The organism is Variovorax sp. AC103 (genome assembly GCF_979254005.1).
In genome coordinates, this window is record NZ_CEEDFC010000026.1 from 33,927 (window position 1) to 55,289 (window position 21,363).

Annotated in this window: 24 protein-coding genes; 13 read left to right on the forward strand and 11 right to left on the reverse strand. The window is 67.5% G+C overall.

The features are described 5' to 3' along the window. Window positions 1-45 precede the first annotated feature (45 nt). The gene (locus AC0IYU_RS29465; protein ID WP_472124529.1) at window positions 46-2,364 is read right to left on the reverse strand and encodes an EAL domain-containing protein; all 2,319 of its coding nucleotides are present in this window, start codon (window positions 2,362-2,364) and stop codon (window positions 46-48) included. Between the two features lie 176 nt (window positions 2,365-2,540). Between AC0IYU_RS29465 and AC0IYU_RS29470 the strand changes: the two genes are divergently transcribed. The 3 genes from AC0IYU_RS29470 to AC0IYU_RS29480 all read left to right on the forward strand — a co-directional run bounded on the left by AC0IYU_RS29470 (window position 2,541) and on the right by AC0IYU_RS29480 (window position 4,633). After that, window positions 2,541-3,218, forward strand: coding sequence for a hypothetical protein (locus AC0IYU_RS29470; protein ID WP_472124530.1), 678 nt, complete (start codon window positions 2,541-2,543; stop codon window positions 3,216-3,218). Window positions 3,219-3,955: 737 nt separating this feature from the next. Further along, window positions 3,956-4,180: a hypothetical protein gene (locus AC0IYU_RS29475; protein ID WP_435487882.1), complete on the forward strand. Its 225-nt coding sequence runs from the start codon at window positions 3,956-3,958 to the stop codon at window positions 4,178-4,180. 102 nt (window positions 4,181-4,282) lie between these two features. Further along, window positions 4,283-4,633 carry an RNA recognition motif domain-containing protein gene (locus AC0IYU_RS29480; protein WP_435440923.1) on the forward strand — a complete coding sequence of 117 codons (351 nt, stop codon included), beginning with the start codon at window positions 4,283-4,285 and terminating at the stop codon, window positions 4,631-4,633. 171 nt (window positions 4,634-4,804) lie between these two features. Here AC0IYU_RS29480 and AC0IYU_RS29485 read toward each other — a convergent pair whose 3' ends face one another. The 3 genes from AC0IYU_RS29485 to AC0IYU_RS29495 form a co-directional block, all read right to left on the reverse strand. After that, window positions 4,805-5,038: a hypothetical protein gene (locus AC0IYU_RS29485; protein ID WP_472124532.1), complete on the reverse strand. Its 234-nt coding sequence runs from the start codon at window positions 5,036-5,038 to the stop codon at window positions 4,805-4,807. Between the two features lie 148 nt (window positions 5,039-5,186). Further along, window positions 5,187-5,405, reverse strand: a complete 219-nt coding sequence (locus AC0IYU_RS29490) for a hypothetical protein (RefSeq protein ID WP_435487880.1) — start codon at window positions 5,403-5,405, stop codon at window positions 5,187-5,189. Further along, entirely contained in the window at window positions 5,398-6,153 is a 756-nt protein-coding gene (locus AC0IYU_RS29495; RefSeq protein WP_472124534.1) for a Crp/Fnr family transcriptional regulator, read from the reverse strand. Before AC0IYU_RS29495 ends, AC0IYU_RS29490 begins: the two co-directional genes overlap by 8 nt. A 184-nt stretch (window positions 6,154-6,337) precedes the next feature. On the opposite strand from AC0IYU_RS29495, the gene AC0IYU_RS29500 reads away from it, so the two are divergent. The 8 genes from AC0IYU_RS29500 (at window position 6,338) to AC0IYU_RS29535 (ending at window position 13,866) form a co-directional block, all read left to right on the forward strand. Beyond that, window positions 6,338-8,764: a catalase gene (locus tag AC0IYU_RS29500; protein WP_472124735.1), complete on the forward strand. Its 2,427-nt coding sequence runs from the start codon at window positions 6,338-6,340 to the stop codon at window positions 8,762-8,764. Between the two features lie 84 nt (window positions 8,765-8,848). Continuing rightward, window positions 8,849-9,061 (forward strand): hypothetical protein, encoded by a 213-nt coding sequence (locus AC0IYU_RS29505; protein WP_472124537.1) that lies wholly within the window; start codon window positions 8,849-8,851, stop codon window positions 9,059-9,061. A gap of 210 nt (window positions 9,062-9,271) precedes the next feature. Next, window positions 9,272-9,721, forward strand: coding sequence for a peptide-methionine (R)-S-oxide reductase MsrB (gene msrB / locus AC0IYU_RS29510; protein ID WP_435486045.1), 450 nt, complete (start codon window positions 9,272-9,274; stop codon window positions 9,719-9,721). Continuing rightward, the gene (gene msrA / locus AC0IYU_RS29515) at window positions 9,718-10,230 is read left to right on the forward strand and encodes a peptide-methionine (S)-S-oxide reductase MsrA (RefSeq protein ID WP_472124540.1); all 513 of its coding nucleotides are present in this window, start codon (window positions 9,718-9,720) and stop codon (window positions 10,228-10,230) included. Before msrB ends, msrA begins: the two co-directional genes overlap by 4 nt. A gap of 308 nt (window positions 10,231-10,538) precedes the next feature. Beyond that, on the forward strand, window positions 10,539-10,874 hold the full coding sequence (locus AC0IYU_RS29520) for a DUF305 domain-containing protein (protein WP_472124738.1): 336 nt from the start codon (window positions 10,539-10,541) through the stop codon (window positions 10,872-10,874). A 93-nt stretch (window positions 10,875-10,967) separates the two neighbouring features. Then, window positions 10,968-12,446, forward strand: a complete 1,479-nt coding sequence (locus AC0IYU_RS29525; protein ID WP_472124543.1) for a YncE family protein — start codon at window positions 10,968-10,970, stop codon at window positions 12,444-12,446. 35 nt (window positions 12,447-12,481) lie between these two features. After that, window positions 12,482-13,036, forward strand: a complete 555-nt coding sequence (locus AC0IYU_RS29530) for a sigma-70 family RNA polymerase sigma factor (protein ID WP_472124546.1) — start codon at window positions 12,482-12,484, stop codon at window positions 13,034-13,036. Further along, complete coding sequence (locus tag AC0IYU_RS29535; RefSeq protein ID WP_472124549.1) at window positions 13,033-13,866, forward strand: anti-sigma factor family protein; 834 nt, start codon at window positions 13,033-13,035, stop codon at window positions 13,864-13,866. The genes AC0IYU_RS29530 and AC0IYU_RS29535 overlap by 4 nt, the downstream gene beginning before the upstream one ends. Before the next feature lie 46 nt (window positions 13,867-13,912). Here AC0IYU_RS29535 and AC0IYU_RS29540 read toward each other — a convergent pair whose 3' ends face one another. From AC0IYU_RS29540 to AC0IYU_RS29555, 4 genes are all read right to left on the reverse strand, one after another. Continuing rightward, entirely contained in the window at window positions 13,913-14,548 is a 636-nt protein-coding gene (locus AC0IYU_RS29540; protein ID WP_472124552.1) for an FMN-dependent NADH-azoreductase, read from the reverse strand. Further along, window positions 14,545-15,012, reverse strand: a complete 468-nt coding sequence (locus tag AC0IYU_RS29545) for a GNAT family N-acetyltransferase (RefSeq protein WP_472124555.1) — start codon at window positions 15,010-15,012, stop codon at window positions 14,545-14,547. The genes AC0IYU_RS29540 and AC0IYU_RS29545 overlap by 4 nt, the downstream gene beginning before the upstream one ends. 124 nt (window positions 15,013-15,136) lie before the next feature. Next, window positions 15,137-16,540 carry a MocR-like pyridoxine biosynthesis transcription factor PdxR gene (gene pdxR, locus AC0IYU_RS29550; protein ID WP_472124558.1) on the reverse strand — a complete coding sequence of 468 codons (1,404 nt, stop codon included), beginning with the start codon at window positions 16,538-16,540 and terminating at the stop codon, window positions 15,137-15,139. Window positions 16,541-16,581: 41 nt separating this feature from the next. Then, the gene (locus AC0IYU_RS29555; RefSeq protein ID WP_472124561.1) at window positions 16,582-17,130 is read right to left on the reverse strand and encodes an MOSC domain-containing protein; all 549 of its coding nucleotides are present in this window, start codon (window positions 17,128-17,130) and stop codon (window positions 16,582-16,584) included. 153 nt (window positions 17,131-17,283) lie between these two features. Here AC0IYU_RS29555 and AC0IYU_RS29560 point away from each other — a divergent pair, with 153 nt between their 5' ends. Continuing rightward, window positions 17,284-18,258 carry a ferritin-like domain-containing protein gene (locus tag AC0IYU_RS29560; RefSeq protein WP_472124563.1) on the forward strand — a complete coding sequence of 325 codons (975 nt, stop codon included), beginning with the start codon at window positions 17,284-17,286 and terminating at the stop codon, window positions 18,256-18,258. On the opposite strand, the gene AC0IYU_RS29565 is transcribed toward AC0IYU_RS29560, so the two are convergent. After that, entirely contained in the window at window positions 18,255-19,043 is a 789-nt protein-coding gene (locus tag AC0IYU_RS29565; RefSeq protein WP_472124566.1) for a transglutaminase-like domain-containing protein, read from the reverse strand. The two genes, AC0IYU_RS29560 and AC0IYU_RS29565, sit on opposite strands and share 4 nt — an antisense overlap. A 209-nt stretch (window positions 19,044-19,252) precedes the next feature. Here AC0IYU_RS29565 and AC0IYU_RS29570 point away from each other — a divergent pair, with 209 nt between their 5' ends. Then, window positions 19,253-19,654, forward strand: coding sequence for a hypothetical protein (locus AC0IYU_RS29570; RefSeq protein ID WP_435440682.1), 402 nt, complete (start codon window positions 19,253-19,255; stop codon window positions 19,652-19,654). A 67-nt stretch (window positions 19,655-19,721) separates the two neighbouring features. On the opposite strand, the gene AC0IYU_RS29575 is transcribed toward AC0IYU_RS29570, so the two are convergent. Together AC0IYU_RS29575 and AC0IYU_RS29580 are read right to left on the reverse strand one after the other, a co-directional pair. Further along, window positions 19,722-20,828 (reverse strand): extracellular catalytic domain type 1 short-chain-length polyhydroxyalkanoate depolymerase, encoded by a 1,107-nt coding sequence (locus tag AC0IYU_RS29575; RefSeq protein ID WP_472124568.1) that lies wholly within the window; start codon window positions 20,826-20,828, stop codon window positions 19,722-19,724. 27 nt (window positions 20,829-20,855) lie between these two features. After that, window positions 20,856-21,308, reverse strand: a complete 453-nt coding sequence (locus AC0IYU_RS29580; protein ID WP_472124571.1) for a CopG family transcriptional regulator — start codon at window positions 21,306-21,308, stop codon at window positions 20,856-20,858. Window positions 21,309-21,363 lie beyond the last annotated feature (55 nt).

Sequence of the window (21,363 nt, forward strand, 5' to 3'; positions counted from 1 at the left end):
GTCGATTTTGGGCGGCAAGCAATGCTCCTTGTCCTCGCCCAGCATTTACAGGCCGGCCGTTTTCGGCATGCGGTGCTCAGAAAGGACCGCGTCCACCAGTTGCCGTGACATCAGCTGCCGTGCCTGCTCGGCGTCGGGGGCGTCGAGTACCTGCCAGCCGTCGGTGAGCAGATGCCGGCGCAGCGCTGCGACGTTGCTCTCATCGCTGCAAACCAGCAGCAAGGTACGCTGCGCGGAGCCTTGTCCGAGCAGCACAGGATCAACCTGACGTCCCTCGAGCAGCATCGTCTCGATCTGGGCAGCCGTCACTGCGGCGCTGAACCAATATCCTTGCATCTGGTCGCATCGGTTGGCGGCCAGCGAGGCTGCCTGGCCTTCGCTCTCGACGCCTTCGGCAAGCACCTTCATCTGCAGCCGGTGCGCCATGGTGATGATGGCTCGCGTGATCGACACATCGTCAGCCGGTGCCGCCACGTCCGGCACCAGCGAGCGGTCGATCTTGACCACGTCCACTGGCAGACGGCGCAGATAACCCAGGCTTGAGTAGCCAGTGCCGAAGTCGTCGAGCGAGACCTCGACGCCCAGCGCCCGGAGCGCTTGCAGGTGTTGCACCGCTTGATTGAAATTGACGATCAGCGTGCTTTCGGTCACCTCGACACCAAAAAGTCGGGGGTCCAACCCGGCCGCGGCGAGCAGTCCTTCGATGCGCCATGCCAGGTCAGGCTGCACCAACTGGCGCGCAGACAGGTTCACCGCCATGCGCAGCGGCGGCAGCCCGGCACGCTGCCAGGCCGCTGCCTGTTCTATCGCGCAACGCAATACCCAGTCACCGATGGCGACGATCAGGCCGGTCTCTTCGGCGATGGGGATGAAACGATCGGGGGCGATATTGCCCAGCGTCGGGTGCTGCCAGCGCAGCAGGGCCTCGACGCCCACGATGCGTCCGTGCTTCAAGTCGACTTGTGGCTGGTAGTGCAGTTCGAATTGCTCGTCGTGCAGCGCATGGCGCAGCGCAGTCTCCAGCGTCAGCCGTTCGGGGTCGTCATCGTGCTCCGCGCCGGCGTAGACGCAGACCTGGTTGCGGCCCAGCCGCTTGGCCTGTTGCAGCGCGGCATTGGCACGGCGTATCAATGGATCGGCGCTGTCGCTGTCTTCTGGTGCCACCGCGACGCCGATGCTGCAGGTCAGGTGGATCTCGTGGCCTTCGATCGTCAGGGGTTGGGCGATGGCCCCAAGCAGCGCTTGCGCCGTGGGAAGCGTCGAATCCGAAGGGGCGGGCATCACGATCACGAACTCATCGCCGCCCCGGCGCGCCACCAGGTCGACGCCGCGCACAGTGGCGACTATTCGCTGTGCCATTTCACGCAACACCGCGTCGCCGACCTGGAGACCGAGGCCATCGTTGATGCGCTTGAAGCGGTCGAGTTCCACGACCAGGACCGCCGTTTGGGCGCTGGTCTGCAACGTGGCGACCAAGCTTTCAAAGAGGCCCTGGCGGTTCGGAAGACCCGTCAGTTCGTCGAAGCGCAGCAGTTGCTGAATGCGGCGTTCAGCAGTTCGGCGCTCCCGCAAGTCGTCCATGCAGACATGAGCGAAAGTCTCGCCGTCACTCGTCACAAGACTGACGGAGACAGAAACCGGAATCTCATGACCCTCGTCGTGGCGAACGCTGGTCTCGAAGCGCAGCGAACCTCGCTCGCTCAGCTGGCGCCAGCACTGGGGCCATGCCGCCCCCTCCATCTGAGTGTCGACGTCCGCCACGCGCAGTCGCAGCACCTGTCGGCGGTCCATGCCCAGCAGTCGACAGGCGGCTGCGTTGGCATCGTGAAAGGCACTGTCGGGCCCCACCAGGAACAGCGCATCGTTGGCCTGTTCAACGGCATGGCGGGTCAACAGCAATTGGCGCTGGGCCTGCTCCCGCTCGCTGACGTCGCACGCAGAAGGTATGAGCCACACCACCCGTCCATCAGGGCCATACAGCGGCAGCAGCGAAAAATCCATGACGAGTGTGTGAACACCGTCCGTGACGATGCGCGCATCGAAGCGCGAGGCTTCTCCGCGCAAGGCGTTTGCCAATGCCCCCTGCAGCCGCTGCCGTGACAAATCGCACCCTTGCCACCAGGGCGTGGTGTCGAAGCGCCGGCCGATCACCTGCTCCGGCGTGCAGCCGACGGCTCGCAGCGCCGCATGGTTGGCGTAGCGAAGAACGCCATCGGCGTCGAGCAGACCAGCGAAAACCGATGGCCCCAGTCGATCAAGCACGTCGTGGAGCGCGCGTTCGGCAGCTGGCGGGACGCGGCTCGCCGCAGACAGGGGCACCGCGCCATCGCTGCAAGACATTCGCTGATCCGGGGCATGTTCCATGCGGGAAGTCTGCCCGGCAAACTGCGCCGCCTGTGTGATCAGTTGCGGGCCCAAAGGACCGGATCAGATCGAGTGCCGCGCTTCGGTGCTTGCCGCTGTGTCGTCGTTGCCAATGCCGCCGGATCTGGGAAGGGCAGTGGCCGCTTCATGGGAGCGAATTCAAGCGACCCGTCAAGGTGGTCTACACGCGCACGCAGATGTTCACCGGGCACGGCTACCGGCCGCACACCATCCAGAAGATCGCGCTGGGCGCCGAGCGCAATGGCAAGCTGTCGAGTACGACCTGCGCCGAACCGAATCGCACACGAAAGAAAGTCGCGTCAAAGACTTGTCGCGAACGCAGGCCTCACCTGCATCGACGGACCTTGGGCCACATGCTGCGATGGCGCGCCTGGCGGCCGGTCTTTTTTCGTATGCGAGAGGCTGCCACTCGCCGCGTCCGACCTCTTGAAATCTGCCGCAGGAAGGTCTATCTTCCTTGCCGTCGAAATCTGGTCGACCGACAAGGAGGTACTGAAATGACCATGAACTTGCTCAGGCAAATTGCGGGCTCTCGACTGCCCGTTTCGTTCTACCGCAACGAAGACATCGACAGCGTCAGGGTGCTTCGGGCCGCCGGCCTCGTCGTCGCACTGGTTCCTTCGTCTTCGGGTTCCCAGACCCTGTCGGGGTCGCCCCCTGCTGCCCAGGTGCTTGCGGTCACCCAGAAGGGGCGCGAAGAGCTCTCGAAGTTCGACTTTCCCGAGTCGCGCCCGCCGCGCTGGAGGTTCCAGATGCCAAGGATCAAGACGGCAGCCTTCGGCCGCTCCGCGGCTGCGTCCTCGGCTTCGCGTGAGCCTGCAAGACCGCAGTAGGGAAGCACCCGTCAGGTGCGGCGACGGCCCTTGTAACCCGTAGTCCAACGTTCCGCTTGAGGAAAGGAGTCAACATGTCTTCCGGTTTCGGCTCAATCTTTTCGGCGAACCGCCAGTCCCCTGCCAAGGCGTCGCATCGGCAAGGCCTGATCGTCATGGGCGAAAAGCAGATCGAAGCCTATCTCCTGGCGCGCGACGCGCTGCGGCGGGTGAGGGCGGCTGCTACGTCAATGCCGCCCCGTCCGCCCGGTGGGCGCGGTCGGGTCCGCATTGCGGGGGGTCGCGGGTAGCGGCTTGGCAGCAAGCGCATATTTGGGGTGGCCACCGGCGGCGAGGCTCCTGCAGGTACAGCCGCCCCAGATGCACACGTTGGCTGCGCACACTGCAACCGCGGCGCGCCATGGTGAGTCGACCCGGTGGGTGTGCAACGAAGATGCAGCAAGCGTTGGTTCTTGGGAATGTCCGCGGCTGGCTAACGCGTCCCTTTAATACCAAAAATATTAATGAGCGGCGTCTATTGCTGCTGGGGGTTATAATAGTTGCCGTTGCAACGGCAGCCTCAGTGCCTCCTCGCAACGCCTGTTCATGAGGTCACCCTCACCCTGCAGGCCCTGTGTCGCGACTGTCGTCGCCTGTTGGTCTGTAGAGCTGCAGCCAACCGAGTTCCTAGTTGGCTCACGCACGTTGATTCAAACCTGCGGTCCCGGACAAATTAGATTCCAAATATCGGCATTTCCATGGGCAAGTTCGTCGTTTCGCCCGCGACACATCCGACCGACTGCGGCCGCTTTCGCGCCTCTTTCTCGGTCCATAGATCTCGGAGCGATGGCAGCTCATGTCGGGTATTCCAGCTCGACAAGGCCTTTGCCTCGCGCGAAGCTGCCCGGCTTCTTGCGGTCACACAGGCGTGGCTGCAAACGTGCATGCCTCACCCGCTGAGTGCTGATGCGCTACCGGCATAGATCCCACTCACTTGTGCCAGTTGCTGCGGACTCCCGATCCGAAGATCCTGGTTTCACCGTCGCGCCATTCGTCGCGCACCTTCATTCAGAAAGGCTCTTTTCATGAGCGTCAAAATTTACGTGGGCAACCTGCCCTTTTCCGTGACCGATTCCATCCTGGAAAGCAACTTTGCCGAGTTCGGCCGGGTTTCTTCGGCCAAGGTCATGATGGATCGCGAAAGCGGTCGCTCCAAGGGCTTCGCATTTGTGGAAATGGGCTCTGCCGAGGTTGCTCAGGCCGCCATCACCGGCCTGAACGGGATGTCCGTCGATGGGCGCTCTATCGTGGTGAACCTGGCCCGTCCCCGCGAAGAGGGGAGCGGCTCGGGTGGCTACAGCGCGGCCGGTTACAGCACAGCCAAACGCTCCGACGTCGGCTACGGCAATGGCGGCTTTGGCGGCGGTCGTTACTGACCCCGGGAATGTCTTCTGAAAAACCGGCCTGACGGGGCCGGTTTTTTTTCGTCCGTTCGCCGGACGCTGACTCGCTGAAGCTCGCTGTGCATCACACGCGAGATGTCTTCAGGGGCCACCGGTTGGCCGTCGTGCGCACGGACAAGGCCCGCAGTCCACCAGTCGTGCCGCCTATGTGTGGCCTGCGCGGCCTCCCGCGTCGGTGTCACGCCTGAGCTCTGCGCGTCCCAGCGGCGTGATGCGCAGGATGGTGCCTGTGCTGTGAGCGTCGAACGGCTCCGGCGGCAGGATCGCCTCCAGCATCCCCGCAGCGCGCAAGATGGCGGCATTGCGAATGTCCTGGGGATTTCGAACCTCGATCGGAAGAGCCGCATGCTCGATCTTGCGCAAGAAATCTTTAGCCATGCGGCGTACGCCTCCGGATGTTGGCCATTGCCTTCAGAAGAGAAACAGCCGCACGGCTTTGCGCAGGCCCGAGGCCTTCGCACGCGAGACACGCTCGTGAATCACCTTCACAGGCTGTCTGGCAGGGGCGTTGCGGATGCAGCAAGGCTCACGACCCGCCGACGACGGCGTGCGCGGCGTCGGGGCCCTGCCTTGTGTGCCGACGGGCTTCGTTCGCCGCGGCGTGCAGGCTGTCGGCCGTCCGGGTGGCGGCATCCGCGGTCATGGTGACGGCCACGCCGTCGGGACCATCCAGTACCACCACGCCATCGATCGCCGTGGCCACGCCCGCGTCTTCGCGCGGATGAAGCGCGGTCTTGTTATCCATCATGGGACTCTCCAGTTTGCCCAACCGCCTCGGCGGCCACGCGCGCATTCAAATAAAGGTATCCAGGTTCGAACAGCGCCGCTTTCACCAACCCGGCGAGGTCGAGGATCTGCACCTGCGATGAGCGCACCTGGCACAGCCTCATCTCGCGCAGATCCCGCAAGACACGGTTGACGTGCACGTTCGTCAGGCTGCACACCTCGCCGATGTCCGACTGCGTCATCGGCAGCGAGAACCCATGGTCGCGAGACCGGCCCACCGCCAGCAGACGGGCATGGGTCTCGCATAAGAAATGAGCCACACGTTGCAGCGCGGTGAGGCTGGACAGCCGATAGATCCACTGGCGATGCTGCGCGGCATCGAGCATCGTGATGAACCACAGGCGCCGTGCCAGGTCGCTGTCGTCATGCTGGATCTGTTCCAGCGCTTCATGCGTGAAGACCGCGACGCGCACATCCGTGAGCGCGCCCACGTCGTGATCAAGCCGCTTCAGGGTGAACGCATGCAGGTCGACGAAATCGCCCGGCACATGCACGGCGACAAGGTGCCGCTTGCCATCGCGCGCGTCCACGTGCCGTGTCATGAAGCCTTCGACGAGCAGCAGGCTGATGTTGATTGGCCTGTCCTGGTGGACCGCGATCTCACCCGCGTTGAATGTCCGAACGCTGGAGATGGCGGACTCCAGCCGGTCGCGCTCGGCATCGGGCAGCGTGGTGGCGCGGTTCAGGAGGACGGAGTTGGTCAGCATAGGTCGGGCGAGGGCGCCATCGTGCGTCATGTCGGAGGTGATTGCATTAACCCAGATCAAGATTGAACCTGAATTTGGGGGTTGCCGTGCAGAGGGATTGCGTCCTACAGCACGAGGCGCGGCGCGGTCTCTACGCTGCATGTCGGCGCCGTTGCCGCATGCCACTCGAACCCCACATTCCATCATGGCCAAAAGACCCACCCCCGAGCTCGTGGCCGCACGAGCTGCCGCCCGAAACACCGACAGCGCACCTTCGCAACCGGCCCCTGCTGCCGCCGGGTCAGGCGACGCACCCGCGCAGAGGGCGATCGACACACAGGCGCTTGCCGCGTCCATGCCCGAGAACTCGAACAAAGCCTTCGAACACGAAAACCACGGCCAGGAAGCGCCGGTGGGCCTGCACGTGAGCTCGCCTTCGCGCCTGCCCACGGGCAGCACGCTCTCGGAGGCCAATGCGTCGGACAAGGTCGGCACCGCCGCCGTGGAAGGTGTCAACGCGACGATCGGCACGCTCGATCACGTGCGCGTCGATTCAAGCGGGCAGGTGCTCACGACCAACCAGGGCGTGCCTGTTGCCGACAACCAGAACTCGCTGAAGGCGGGCGCGCGCGGTCCGGTCCTGCTGGAGGATTTCATCCTGCGCGAGAAGATCACGCACTTCGACCACGAGCGCATTCCTGAACGCATCGTGCACGCGCGCGGCTCGGCCGCGCATGGATTCTTCGAGTGCTACGAGCCGCTCACCCGGTACACGAAGGCAGCGCCCTTCAAGGAGGCCGGCAAGGTGACACCGGTATTCGTGCGCTTCTCGACCGTCGCTGGCGAGCGCGGCTCCAAGGACACCGCGCGCGACGTGCGCGGCTTTGCCGTGAAGTTCTATACGGACGAGGGCAACTGGGACCTCGTGGGCAACAACATGCCGGTGTTCTTCATCCAGGACGCGATCAAGTTCCCGGACCTGATCCACGCTGTCAAACCCGAGCCTCATCACCAGATGCCGCAGGCGGCCAGTGCGCACGACACCTTCTGGGATTTCGTGTCGCTCATGCCGGAGTCCACGCACATGCTGATGTGGCAGATGTCGGACCGCGCGATTCCGCGCAGCTACCGGATGATGCAAGGCTTTGGCGTACACACCTTCCGGCTCGTCAACGAGGCGGGCGAGTCGGTGCTGGTCAAGTTCCACTGGCAGCCGAAGCTGGGGACGCACTCGCTGGTGTGGGAGGAGGCGGTCAAGATCTCCGGTGCGGATCCGGACTTCCACCGGCGCGACCTGTGGGAGGCGATCGATGCGGGCGAGTACCCCGAATGGGAGCTGGGCCTGCAGATCTTCACTGAAGCGCAGGCTGAGCAGTTCAGCTTCGACATCCTGGACGCCACCAAGCTGATCCCCGAGGAGCTCGTGCCGGTGCAGATCGTGGGCCGCATGGTGCTCAACCGCAACCCGGACAATTTCTTTGCCGAGACCGAACAGGTCGCATTCTGCACGGCCCACATCGTGCCGGGCCTGGATTTCACCAACGACCCGTTGCTCGCAGGCCGCATCCACTCCTACGTGGACACCCAGATCAGCCGGCTTGGCGGCCCGAATTTCCACGAACTGCCGATCAATGCGCCCATTGCCCAGGTTCACAACAACCAGCGAGACGGGATGCACCGTCAGGCCATCCACCGCGGACGCGTGGCCTATGAGCCCAATTCGCTCGCCGGCGGCTGCCCCTTCCAGGCGGGCGCGGCGCAAGGCTTTGCCAGCGTGGCTCGACGCATCGATGCCAATGAGAGCGCCGACAAGGTGCGCATCAAGCCCGAGAAATTCGCCGACCACTACACGCAGGCGCGCCTGTTCTTCGAGAGCCAGACGGACGACGAGAAGGCGCACATCGCTCGGGCGTTTCGCTTCGAGCTGTCCAAGGTCACCGTCCCTGCGATCCGGGAGCGCACGGTCGCGATGCTTCGCAATGCGTCCGAGTCGCTCGCTGCGCAGGTGGCCCAAGACCTCGGCATGGCGCTGCCCGAGGCGCTGCCTCCAGCGATCGAGACACCCGCGGCGGCCGAAGTGCAGAACTCGCCCGCCTTGTCGCTGCTGGCGCGGCCGGGAGACGGGAGCGTCCGCACGCGCAAGGTCGCCGTGCTGGTCGCCCAAGGGGTGGAAGGTGCATCGCTTCAGGCCCTGGTGGCGGGACTGTTCGCCCAAGGCGCCGTGCCGCGGCTGATCGCCCCCCGGCTGGGCACCTACACCGCAGCCGGCGGCGAGACATTCCACGCCGATGCCACCATGGAGAACTCGCCTGGCTTCCTGTTCGATGGCTTGGTCCTGCCCGACGGCGCGGCCGGGGTGGAAGCGCTCGCCGCGGATGCCCACACGCTCGAATTCCTGCGGGATCAGTACTGGCATTGCAAGCCGATCCTGGTGCTGGGCGCGTCCGAGGCCTTGCTCGTGGAAGCGCAGATCCCGCTTACCCTGGCAGACGGGTCACCGGACGCTGCGCTGATCCTGGCCTACGCCGCCGCAGCGACCGAGGCCACGGCGCTGTTCATCGACGCGCTTGGCAAACCGAGGGACTTCGCCCGTGAGGCCAATCCGCCGCTGCCAATGGGCGAGACCGCCTGATGCACCTGCCGAAGTGCCTCGGCAGGCGGGTCGACCTTGCCCAGGCCGCGCTGGCGGCCAACGACACTTTGCGAAGGCCGCCGCATGCTCGGTATCGCCATCCCTGCCCATGACGAGCGCTCGTCCATCGCTGCGTGCGTGCGCGCCGCGTTGGACGCGGCCACGCACGCCCGTCTGAACGGCGAAGCATGTGTGGTGATGGTCGTGGCCGACGCGTGCAGCGACGACACGGCATTGATCCGCGCGATCCACCATCGCCTGGAGGCGGGTTCGGCCACGGGTCGGGTCGACGTCTGAATCGCAAGGTGGAGTGAGCCCCGTCGACTGGACCACTGGGGTCATCAGGCGCTGGGCCCATGGCAAGGGGCAGGCCGCGTCGGCATCGTGGGGTCTGGAACACCGCGTTCGCTGCGGGGCCTGGCGATTTCGGGTGAAATCCATGCACCGGTTGAATATCGACACGCACGGACCCAGATAGCTGGAGCCCGAAACCTCTGAAGGACCCCCATGCCCGACTATCGAAAAGACCCGGACGCCATTGCCAGGCTGAGCCCCGAGCAGTACCGCGTCACCCAGCAGAACGGCACCGAGCGCCCCGGCACCGGTGAATACCTGGACAACAAGGCGCCCGGCATCTACGTCGACGTGGTGTCGGGCGAGCCCCTGTTCGCGTCGTCGGACAAGTACGAGTCCGGCTGCGGCTGGCCCAGCTTCACCCGCCCGATCGAGCCGGCGCACGTCAGCGAACTGAAGGACGCCAGCCTCGGCATGGTTCGCACCGAAGTCAGGTCGGCGCAGGGCGACAGCCACCTGGGCCATGTGTTCCCGGACGGCCCCAAGGCGCAGGGTGGCTTGCGCTATTGCATCAACTCGGCCTCGTTGCGCTTCGTTCCCCGGGACCGCATGGCGCAAGAGGGCTACGAAGCCTATCTGGACCAAGTCAAGGAGATCTCATGAGTCAAGAACGCGCAGTGCTCGCCGGCGGCTGCTTCTGGGGCATGCAACAGCTTTTCAGGCGCTACGACGGCGTGCTTTCCACCCGCGTGGGCTATTCGGGCGGCGACGTGCCCAACGCCACCTACCGCAACCACGGCACCCACGCCGAGGCGATCGAGATCCTGTTCGACCCCGAGCGCATCAGCTTTCGCAAGCTGCTGGAGTTCTTCTTCCAGCTGCACGACCCGAGCACGAAGAACCGCCAGGGCAACGACGTGGGCCTGAGCTACCGCTCGGCGATCTACTACACCAGCGACGAGCAACGGCGCGTGGCGCTGGACACCATCGCCGACGTCGACGCCTCGGGCCTGTGGCCCGGCAAGGTGGTCACCGAGGTCGCTGCCGCAGGCGACTTCTGGCAGGCCGAGCCCGAGCATCAGGACTACCTGGAGCACCGGCCCGACGGCTACACCTGCCATTTCATCCGGCCTGGCTGGGTGCTGCCGGTGCGGGCAGACGCAGCCCGCTGACCTGTTGTGAACGAGGCTTGCGCCGGCCGCGTCGGGGCTTGACGCAACCGGCCGGCCCGGCGGTGCCGCAGCGCAGCGGCACGCCCGGCGACGCATTTCTTTTCGCCCCGCCGGAATAAGCCCCCGGCCGCGGTGTCTACCTCTGTGACGGCCCAGTGCCATCCACCAAGAGGACACCCATGCAGATGAAATTCAGACGCGGCGTGCTACGCCCCGGCGCACTGGCTGCCGGCACCGCGGCCATCGCCTGCGCCGCGGCGGCTCTTGCCGCGACACACATGCCGCCCGGCAGCCCAAGCGCGGCCGCGATGGCCGGGCTGATGGACATCTGCACCAGCCGCGACCCGGCCGAGGCCGGCTTCGCTGCGGAGAACGACGCCGCCATGACCAAGATGATGGCCGGCATGAACATCAAGCCCTCCGGCGACGTCGACCGCGACTTCGCCGACATGATGATCGCCCACCACCAGGGCGCGATCGACATGGCGCTGGCCGAGTTGCGCCATGGCGGCAACGAGCAGCTGCGCCGCATCGCCCAGGAAATCATCGTCGAGCAACAGCAGGAGATTGCCGCCATGCGCCTCGCGCTCGGCCAGCCGCTGCCGCCCTCGACCCCCGCGCCCACGCAGGCCGGTCGCATGTAGGCCTGCCGCCGTTCCCTCGGCTCACGCCCGTTCCCGCGCATATCAGGCATCAACCCACGCATCAACCCGCGCATCAACCCCCAGAGCGACACCATGAAAAAGCACCGCCTCTTCCACATCCTGGCCGCCACCGCGCTGGCCGCCACTGCCGCTTGCGCACAGGCCGGCCAGGCGCCGGGCGCAGCCGCCAATGCCGACGTTCCCATGAGCCACCGCGACCGGGTCTACACCGCCGAGCAGTTCTCCAACACGGTGTCGGTCACCGACCCGGTCGACAACAAGCTGCTCGGCGTGATTCGCCTGGGCGACCCGTCGCCCGGCAACTTCAGCCCCCTCTACAAGGGCCAGGTGCTGGTGCACGGCATGGGCTTCTCGCCGGACCACCGCACGCTGGCCGTGGTGTCGATCGGCTCGAACTCCGTCACCTTCATCGACACCGCGACCAACGCGGTCAAGCACACCACCTACGTCGGCCGCTCGCCGCACGAGGCCTTCTACACCCCCGACGGCAAGGAGGTGTGGGTCACGGTGCGCGGTGAAAACTACGTGTCGGTGCTCGACGCGGCCACCTTCGAGGAGAAGACACGCATCACCACGCCCGGCGGCCCCGGCATGCAGATCTTCTCGCCCGACGGCACGTACGGCTACGTGTGCTCGTCGTTCAACCCCGAGACGGTCGTGATCGACACCGCCACCAAGCAGACCGTGGGCCGCGTGAAGCAGGACAGCCCCTTCTGCCCCAACATCGCCGCCTCGCCCGACGGCAAGCAGGTGTGGATGACGCTCAAGGACGTGGGCCGCACGATGGTGTTCGACGCAAAGCCGCCGTTCGCGGTGATCAAGTCATTCGACACGGGCCCGATCACCAACCACGTGAATTTCGTCACCAACCGCAAGGGCAGCTTCGCCTACGTGACCATCGGCGGCCTGAACGTGGTCAAGGTGTTCCGCACCGACGACTTCTCGCAGGTCGCGACCATTCCCGTGGGCAAGCTGCCGCACGGCATCTGGCCTTCGGGCGACGGCAAGCGCGTCTACGTGGGCCTGGAGAACGCCGACGCGCTCGCGGCCATCGACACCGACAGCAACACCGTGGTCGCGACCGTGCCCGTGGGCCAGGCGCCCCAGGCCATCGCCTATGTGCCCAACGCCGTGCCGGTGGAAGCAGGCGACGGCCTGCAGGGCTTGCAGGCCCCCGGCTTGTCGGGCCAGGTCGCGCACCTTGCGCTGGTGACACCCGAGGCACGGAAAGCCTCGTCCACCGGCAATCCGCCGACCAGCGTTGCGCTGTTCGACCAGGGCCTGCTGCAGGTGCTGCAGGCCTCGGCCACGGGCCTCGTGCCCAGGCAGCCTTACGTGCTCGCGCTGTCGGACCAGCCGGACGGCAGCGGCACGCTGCAGCCGCTGGCGAATTTCATGACCAACCCCGCGGGCGCCGCGATCGTGAACGCCATCGGCCCGATCCGCCAGCAGATCCAGGGCGCTGCTCCCACGGACAGCAAGCGCTACCTGGTGATCGCGCCACAATCGGACGGCAAGCCCGGAACCCCGGTCCAGGTGCAGAGCCTGTAAGGCGCGGCGCCGTTGCACGCTGCGATGTCCGGAACATGAACGACCTGCTCCTTCTCGTCGAGCCGATGATCCCCGCACTGCGGCGCTACGCGCGCGCCTTGCTGCGCGATCGCGAATCGGCGGACGAACTGGTGCAGGACTGCCTGGAGCGCGTCATCAGCCGCTGGGGCCAGCGGCGCGAGGCCGAGGACACGCGCCAGTGGGTCTTTGCCATCCTGCACAACCTGGCGATGAACCGCTTGCGGCAGCAGTCGCGCCGCGGCCTGCACGTGGCCGTGGAAGACATCGACGAGGCCGAACTGAGCACTCCCGCGCAGCAGGAGCACCGCGTGACGCACCACGAGCTGATGCGCGCGCTCGACCTGCTGCACGAGGACCAGCGCGCGGTGCTGCTGCTCGTGGCGGTCGAAGACATGAGCTACGCGCAGGCCGCCGCGACGCTCGACATTCCCATCGGTACCGTCATGTCGCGGCTGGCGCGCGCACGCCAGCGCGTGCACCGCATGCTCGACGGCGTCGACCCGATGCCTTCGGCCGCGCCTTCCGACGCGCAAGCCCCGGCGCGCCCCAAACTGCGAGTACTCCAATGAACGGCGACCCCATGGACGCACGCCCCATCCTCGAAGAAGACCTGCACGCCTACGTCGATGACGCGCTCGATGCGCCGCGCCGCCGCGAGGTGCGCGAGTACCTGGCCCACCACCCCGAGGCGGCGCGCCAGGTCGAGGCCTACGCCGCGCACCGGCAGGACCTGCGGGCGGCCCTTGCACCCATCGCAGAGGAGCCGCTGCCGCCTTCGCTGAACCTGGCGCGGCTGGTGGAAACGCACGCGCAGCGCGAACGAGGCGACCGGCACGCGCCGCACCGCCGCTGGCCCTGGGGCATGGTCGCGGCCGTCGTGCTGGCACTCGGGCTGGGCACCGGCGCCGGATGGTCGTTGCGCGGCGGCGTGCCCACCGGCGGCGATGCCGGCATCGCCGCCCTGGCGCGCGAGGCCGCGCGCAGCTACGCCGTCTATGCGTCGGACACCGAGCGGCCCGTGGAGATGGGGCCGTCGCAGCGCACGGAACTGGTCGACTGGGTTTCCGCGCGGCTCGGGCGCAAGGTGGCGATTCCCGATCTGTCGGCCTCGGGCTACAACTTCATCGGCGGGCGCCTGGTCATGACGGCGCACGGCCCGGCCGGGCTTTTCATGTACGACGATGCCGGCGGCTCGCGGCTCGCGCTGACGGTCAGGCCGATGGAGGTCGACAAGGACACGCCGGTGATGCGGCCGATCGAAGGGCAAGGGCCGGTCGCCGGCTATGCCTGGGCCGACAAGGGGCTGGGCTACGGCGTGGTCGGCGCGCGCAAGGCCGAAGTGCTGCATCCGCTGGCGGACGAAATGCGCCGCCAGATCGGTGTGAGCCTCAGGAGCTAGCGAGGCACCGCAGCCGGTCGCCGGCAACCCCGACTTCACATCGCCGTCACACCGCCGCGAGCGGCATCGGCAGCCTCCGGTCGAGCAGCGTCTGCACGCCGCGCAGGGCGCTGTCCACGGCCGCCTCGCCCATCACCGTGTGCTGCAGCGCAAAGAAATGCAGGTCTCGGATGCCGATGGTCTTGAACACGGCCTCGAGGTACGGCGTCAGGAAGTCGGGTTGCCGCGCCCCTTCGCCCGTGTAGCCCCCGCCCGACGCCACGGCGATGTACACCGGCCGGTCCGCGAGCAGGCCCACCTTGCCTTCTGCCGAGAAGCCGAAGCTGCGGTGCGCGCGCAGCACATGGTCGATCCAGGCCTTCAGCACCGAGGGCACGGTGTAGTTGTGCATCGGCGTGCCGATGACGACCGCATCTGCCTCCTCGAGTTCGCGGATCAGCCGCTCCGACTGCGCCAGCGAGCCGGGCCGCTCGTACGCGTCGGGCCGCATCGGCCAGGAGCCCGCGAGCGTGTGGCCGTAGGTCTCGTCGATGTGCGCGAGGCCGAGGGCGCCGAAGTCGCGCCGCACGACCACCGCGTCGGGATCGCGCGCCAGCAGGCGCTCCACGATGCGCTGCGAGAAGTTGGCGCTGAACGACGCGTTGCCGCGCGGGCTGGCCGTGATGTGCAGGATGTTCTTCATTGCGCCGCACCTCCCAGCACCTTGCTGAAGCGCATCGCGCCGGTCAGCAGCCCCTGGCGGAAGTAGAAGCGCTGCGCCAGCGAGTTCGCCAGGCCGGTGTCGAGCACCAGCTTTGCGCAGCCGGCTTCCTCGGCGATGCGCGTGGTCGCTTCGATCAGGCGCGCGCCCCATTGGCCGCCGCGTTCGCGTTCGAGCGTGACAAGGTCGTCGAGGTACAGGAAGCGCCCGTAGACCAGGTTCTCCTGCAGCCGGTAGCCCGCGAGCGCGATCGCTTCATCGCCGCGCCACACGGCCAGCAGGCGGTAGCCGTCTTCGCGCATGCGGTGCACGCGCTCGGCCAGGTCGCGCGCATCGCGCAGGTGCGGCCGCAGCGCGTGCATGGCAGGCCAGCAGGCCTGCAGCTCGGCCTCGCTGTCGGCGTGCCGGATGGCGAAGCCCGGGGGCATCGCGCGGGTCGGGTTCATTCCGTGTCCTTCATCAGAGTGGGGTGCATGAAGGAATTCTGCGGACCGCGGCGCGCACGCGGTAGACCCAAGAATTGCAACGCGCAGTGGACCATGCGCGCGTTTGCGCAGCGCAAGGGCTGCGTCAGGCGCGCCGTTCGATCAGCCGCATCAGGCGTTCGCATGTCGCGCGGGCGCGGTCCTCGTGCAGGTTGGTCACGCCCAGCAGCAGGCCCGCGCGCTCGGGGCCGGGCACGGCGTACCACGGCGAGAGCGGCGTGGGCGACAGGTCGTGCGAGCGCGCCGCCTTCACCAGCGCCACGTCGTCGTGCAGCCCCGGCGGCAGCCGCAGCAGCACCGCGAGGCCCGCCCGGATGTAGGTGGCCGACATTGCGTCGAGCGCGGCGGTCAGCGCGTCGCGGCGCGACAGGTACAGGCGCTTCATGCGCCGCAGGTGCCGCAGGTAGTGGCCCTCGCGCATGAACTCGGCCAGCGCGCGTTGCGTGAGCGGTGAGGCCGCGGGCGACAGCACCGCGGCGGCGCGCGTGAAGCGCTGCACCTCGCCCGGCGGCACCACCAGGAAGCCGAGCCGCAGGGTCGGGCTGAGTGTCTTGCTGAACGAGCCGATGTGCAGCACGCGCGCGGCCGGGTCGCGTGCGCCCAGCGCGGGCACGGCGCGGCCCTGCAGCTGCAGCTCGCTGAGGTAGTCGTCCTCGACGATCCAGCCCTTCGAGCGCGCGGCCCAGCCGAGCAGTGCCAGGCGCCGCCGCGGCGACAGCGCCACGCCCAGCGGCGCCTGCTGTCCCGGCGTGACCAGCGCAAGCGCGGCCTGCGGCGCGCGGGCGATGCCGCAGGCCACGTCGAGCCCTTCGGTGTCGACCGGCACCGGCACCACCCCGATGCCCAGCAGGCCCAGCGCGCGGCGCGCCAGCGGGTAGCCCGGGTCTTCCACCCACGCCGCGCCGCCCGCCAAGCCGAGCGCGTGCACGGCCAGCGACAGCGCCCCGGCGTAGCCCGTGGTCACGAACACCTGCGACGGCTGGCACGCGAGGCCGCGTGCGATGGCCAGGTGCGCCGCGATCTCCGCGCGCAACGCGGGCAGCCCGCGCGGGTCGGGGTACACCTGCGGCGCGCTGGCCGCGGCGCGCACCGCGCGCGCCACCGTGCGCGACCACACCTGCGCGGGAAAGGCGTCGTGCGCGGGCACGCCCATCTGGAACACCGAGGCGGCCGAGGGGAAGGTCGCAAAGTCGTCTGCGATGGACCCTTCGCCCGGCGTGGACGGCACCTGCGCCGGCGGCGGCCGTTGCACGACGCGCGTGCCGGCCGCGCCGAGGGCGACGACCAGCCCTTCGTCGATCAGCCGTTCGTAGGCCAGGCGCACCGTGCCGCGCGCCACGCCGAGCTGTGCCGCGAAGTCGCGCCACGACGGCAGGCGCGCGCCCGGTGCCAGGCGCCCGTCGCGCATGGCGGCGCGCAGGCCCGTGCTGATCTGCACGGCGATAGGCTCGCGCGCGCCGCGCTGGATCGGGATTTGCAGGTCGGCCATGCGGGCGATGGTATCGGCGTGCGCCTCGGCGGCTGCGCGCGTCAGACCGGCTTCAGCGCCCGCCACGGTTGGCCCGGACGCTCGACCACGATGGCATCTCCCGCGCCGACGTGGCCACCATGCACCACCACGCCCATCACGCCGGCCCGCACGCTCACGGAGGCACCCGGGCGCCTGATGCGCATCTGCGCCAGCAGGCCGGCCTGGAACCGTTCGATGTAGACACAGGGGTTGCGCAGGCCGGTGAGCTCGACGACGGCCTCGTCGCCCAGCAGCAACCGGGTGCCTGTGGGCAGCACCGTCAGGTCGATGCCGCGCGTCGACACGTTCTCGCCCAGCTCGCCGGGATGCACCCGGAAGCCTTCGGCTTCGAGCGCGTCGAGCAGCTCGGCCTGGATCAGGTGAACCTGGCGCAGGTTGGGGCTCGCGGGGCGGCGGCTCTTGTCGTAGCGGTGCTGCACGGTCGCACCGCAATGCGCGTCGCCTTCCACGCCCAGCCCCTGCAGCAGCCGGATGCCCAGTTGCGCGGGCTTGCTGAACTTGTGCACCGGGCTCAGGTGCACGCTGGTGACGACCGGAAGTGAATTCATTCGCCCGGATTCTGCACCGCCGTGCTCGCGGAATGGACTACAGCACACCGCGCCGCTCGCCGACCTCGCGGGCGTTGCAAGCGGCGAACCATGGTGCTCAAACAACCCGAACAAACAGACCGGACCTTCATCCATTTTTTGCAAGGAATCACCATGACCCAAATCAAGAACCAAGCCGACCGCGACGACCTGCACCTGGACCCGATCACCGGCGAGCCGGGCGCGCACCCGGTGGGCACCGGTGCGGGCGCCACGGGCGGTGCCGTGGCCGGCGCGGCGGTGGGCGCCATCGGCGGCCCGGCCGGTGCGGTGGCAGGCATGCTCGTGGGCGCCGTTGTCGGCGGCCTGGGCGGCAAGGCCGTGGCGGAGCGCATCAACCCGACCGCGGAACACAGCCATTGGGAGGGTTCGTTCACCCGCGAGCCTTACTACGAACCCGGCCTGAGCTACGAGCACTACGCGCCGGCCTACGAACTCGGCTGGAGCCGCCGCGCCACGGCGGACGACGAGTTCGCCGCCGTCGAGCCCTCGCTTGCCCGCGAGTGGGAGGCGCGCCGCGGTGCGTCGTCGCTCTCATGGGAGCAGGCCCGCCCGGCCTCGCACGCCGCCTGGGAGCGGGCCGACAGGCTCTACATGCGTGAAGAAGACATGTCCTTCCCCGAAGGCGATCCGCTCTCCAACGACGACGTGGTCGACGTGCTGAACGACGTGCTCGAGAACACGCGCGACGGCGAAGCCGGATTCCGCACCTGTGCCGAAGAAGTCGAATCGGCGCGGCTGAAGGAAGTCTTCGCGACGCGCGCCGAGCAGTGCCGTGAAGCGGCCGCGCAGCTCTCGCAGGTGATCGTCACTTACGGCGGCAAGCCCGCCGAGGGCGGCACGGCTTCGGGTGCGCTGCACCGCGGCTGGGTGCATGTCAAGGGCGCCGTGGGCGCGAACAGCGAGCTGTCGATCCTGGAGGAATGCGAGCGCGGCGAAGACGCCGCCGTGGCGCGCTACCGCAAGGCCTTGAAGGCACAGCTGCCGCAGGGCGTGCGGCAGATCGTGCAGGCGCAGGCACAGGCGGCACAGCGCAACCACGACCAGATTCGTGACCTGCGCAATGCGGCGAGGGCGGCCCGCGCCTAAGCTGGCAGCGCTACGCGGGTGGTGCCGGCGCGGACCTCGTCCACCGTGACGGTCATTTCACCCATTTCCAGCGGGCCGTAGTTGGAGAGAAAGGCCACGTCCGCGGCATCGCGGCCGTAGGCCACCACGATGCGCCCGCCGCGCGGCCGGTCTTGCGTGGCGTCGAAGGTGTACCAGCGCCCGCCCACGAAGGCCTCGAACCACGCATGCATGTCCATGGGGTCGAGTTGGTAGAGGTAGCCCACCACCAGCCGCGCCGGAATGCGAAGCGCACGGCACAGGCCGATGGCGACGTGCGAGAAGTCGCGGCACACACCTGCGCCGTCGTTCAGGGTCTGCAGCGCATCGGTGGAGCCGTTGCTCACGCCGTACCTGTATTCGAGGTTGGCGTGGATCCAGCTTCGAATGGCCTCCACCTGCGCATAGCCCGGCGCCACGTTTCCGGCGATCTGCTGCGCGCGCTCGCCCATCTTGTCGGACGGGCAGTAGCGGCTCTGCAGCAGGTACTGCAGCGCGTCGAAGGGCAGGTCTTCCACCGGAACGGCCCCTGCGTCGGGCGCCACCGCGATGTCGGCTTCGGCCTCCATGATCATGTCGACCTCGATGCGCATCGCGCCCTGGGGGATCTTGAGGCGCTGGCACAGGTTGCCGTAGTTGTCGACGTACTCGGTGGTCGGCACCCAGGGGTGCAGCTCGTAGCGTTCGCTGACCATCCATTGCGCCTCGCCGCTGCGCGGACGAAGCATGGCGACCACGGGGCAGTCGGCGCTGGCGGTAACGGTCATCTTGCAGGTGAAGCCTCATGGCGATTCCTCCGGGAGTGATTTGTCAGGCATGCAAGGGCCGCGCCACCCGCCTGCGAATGCGTGTGGTGGCAGCCTAGATGGGGGATCGGTGTCGTCCTACCCGCTGCGGATTCTGGCCTTCGTACATTGCATTCACCGGAGCCGCAAAGGGTGGCTCCACAGATCAATCAACTACTGAGGGACTTCCCATGAAAAAACATCTTCTCGTTCTGGCCATCGCTTCCAGCTGCTTCGCGATGTCGGCCGCCAACGCCATGACCAAGGACGAATACAACGTCGCCAAGGAAAAGATCTCGGCCGACTACAAGGTCGCCAAGGCCAAGTGCGACACGCTGAAGGACAACGCCAAGGACGTGTGCGAGAAGGAAGCCAAGGGCACCGAGAACGTCGCCAAGGCCCAGCTCGAACAAGACTACAAACCCACCGCCGGCCACGCCAAGAAGGTCGCCGAAGAAACCGCCACCATGAACTACGAAGTGGCAAAGGAAAAGTGCGACGACCAGTCGGGCGATGCCAAGAGCGCTTGTGTGAACCAGGCCAAGGCCGACCACGACAAGGCCAAGGCCAGCATCAAGGCCATGAAGGGCTGAGTTGCATGAAAGGCTGAGTTACTTCAGCCTTTGAAGAGGGCGCCGCTGGCGCCCTTTTTTGCGCGCGTCATTTCAGTTTGCCGGCGTCCAGGCGATGCGCCAGGAAGAAGCGGAGCATCTCGCGGCTGGCATCGACGCCCTCGGGCTGTGTGTAGCTGCCTTGTGCGCTGCCGCCCGACCAGGCATGGCCCGCCGCGTGAAGGCGCCAGTGTTCGGCCTCGGCATGGCCCGCGTGCGGCGGGTAGTGCGTGCGCGTGAAGCGCCGGCCCGACGGTGAGTGGCCTTCGCCCACCTCGCCCGGTGTGGCACCGGCGACGAGGGCCAGCCCGTTGCTCGCATGCACCGTCGTGTCCGCATCGCCGTGAAAAACGATGGTGGGCGGAGTGGTCGTGTCTGCGGCGGTGCGCACGGGCGCCGGGCCGCTTCGCATCGCATTCAGCGCCGACATCATGTCGTGCGCCGCGCCGTGCGGCAGCCCCGAATGCACGCCCACGGCCGCGTAGATGTCCGGATAGCAGTGGCCCAGTACATCCGCCATGGCGCCGCCTGCCGACAGGCCCGCGACATAGAGTCGCGAGCGGTCTGCCTGTTGTTGCTCTGCGATGTGCAGGGTGAGTGCGGCAAGCAATGCGGGCTCGCCCTTGCCGCGCTGCTGGTGCTGGGGCTTGAACCAGTTCCAGCATTTCTGGCCGTGCGCGCGCTGCGGCTGCTCGGGGTAGAGCACGATCGCGCCGCTGTCGCGCGCGTGTTCGTTCATGCGCGTGCCCGCCGCGAAGTCCGCGGCGTTCTGGGTGCAGCCGTGCAGCATCAGCACCAGCGGGCGCGGCGTTGCGGGTTGCCCTGAAGCGACCGCAGGCACGAAGAGCATGTAGTCGACCGTGCGGCCCTGGTGCGCGAAGCTGCCGTGGGTCCACTGGTCGGCGTCTTGCGGCGTGAGCGGCGCAGCGCAGGAGGCCGCGGATGGAGGCGAGGGCGCGCCGCGTTCGCTTTCGATCACGCGCGCCTCGACGTCGATCACGTCGGCATCCGTGGCCGGTGCGCCCGGCGCTGCGGACTGCGCGTCGGCACCGCCGCCCCGCAACGCACGCTGGATTGCCTCGGTGGCTTCGGCCAGGCGGCCGTGGCGCGTGAGGTCGGCCGCCTCTTTCATCAAGCCCGAGAAAAGTGGATTCATTGAGTGGCCCAGGTGGTTGCCGGTTGACTAACGGATGCGTCCGGCCAGTGCGGCCTTGACGGCCGGTGACGCGTGAAGCGCCCCCAGCACGGTGAGCGACTCGATGGTCGCTTTCGCCAGCGCCGGGCTCACGTCGGGCGCGATGACTGCCAGGCCGAGCACGCGCACCTGCAGCGTCTCGCCCGCGGCGCGCACGGCCTCGAGGTCTGCAACGGAAAAGCTCTGCAGCCCCAGCACCAGCGTCTTGCGCGACACCGCCTGGCGCAGCACGTCGGCATGCGACGCCAGGTGGGTGCGAATGGCCGTGCGGATGAAGTCGGTGCGGTTCGAATAGAAGCCCTCGGCCACCATCAGGTCGATGTGGCCAAGGTCGACGAAGCCCATGTTGATGGTGATCTTCTCGGACTCGGGTGTCTTCAACGGCGCGGGTGCGGTCGGTGCGAGTGCGGCCGCGGCGGCTGGATGTTTATTGGCTGGCATGGGCCATCCTATCACCATCTGTATGGATGGTGATAGGATGGTTTTTGTAAAGACC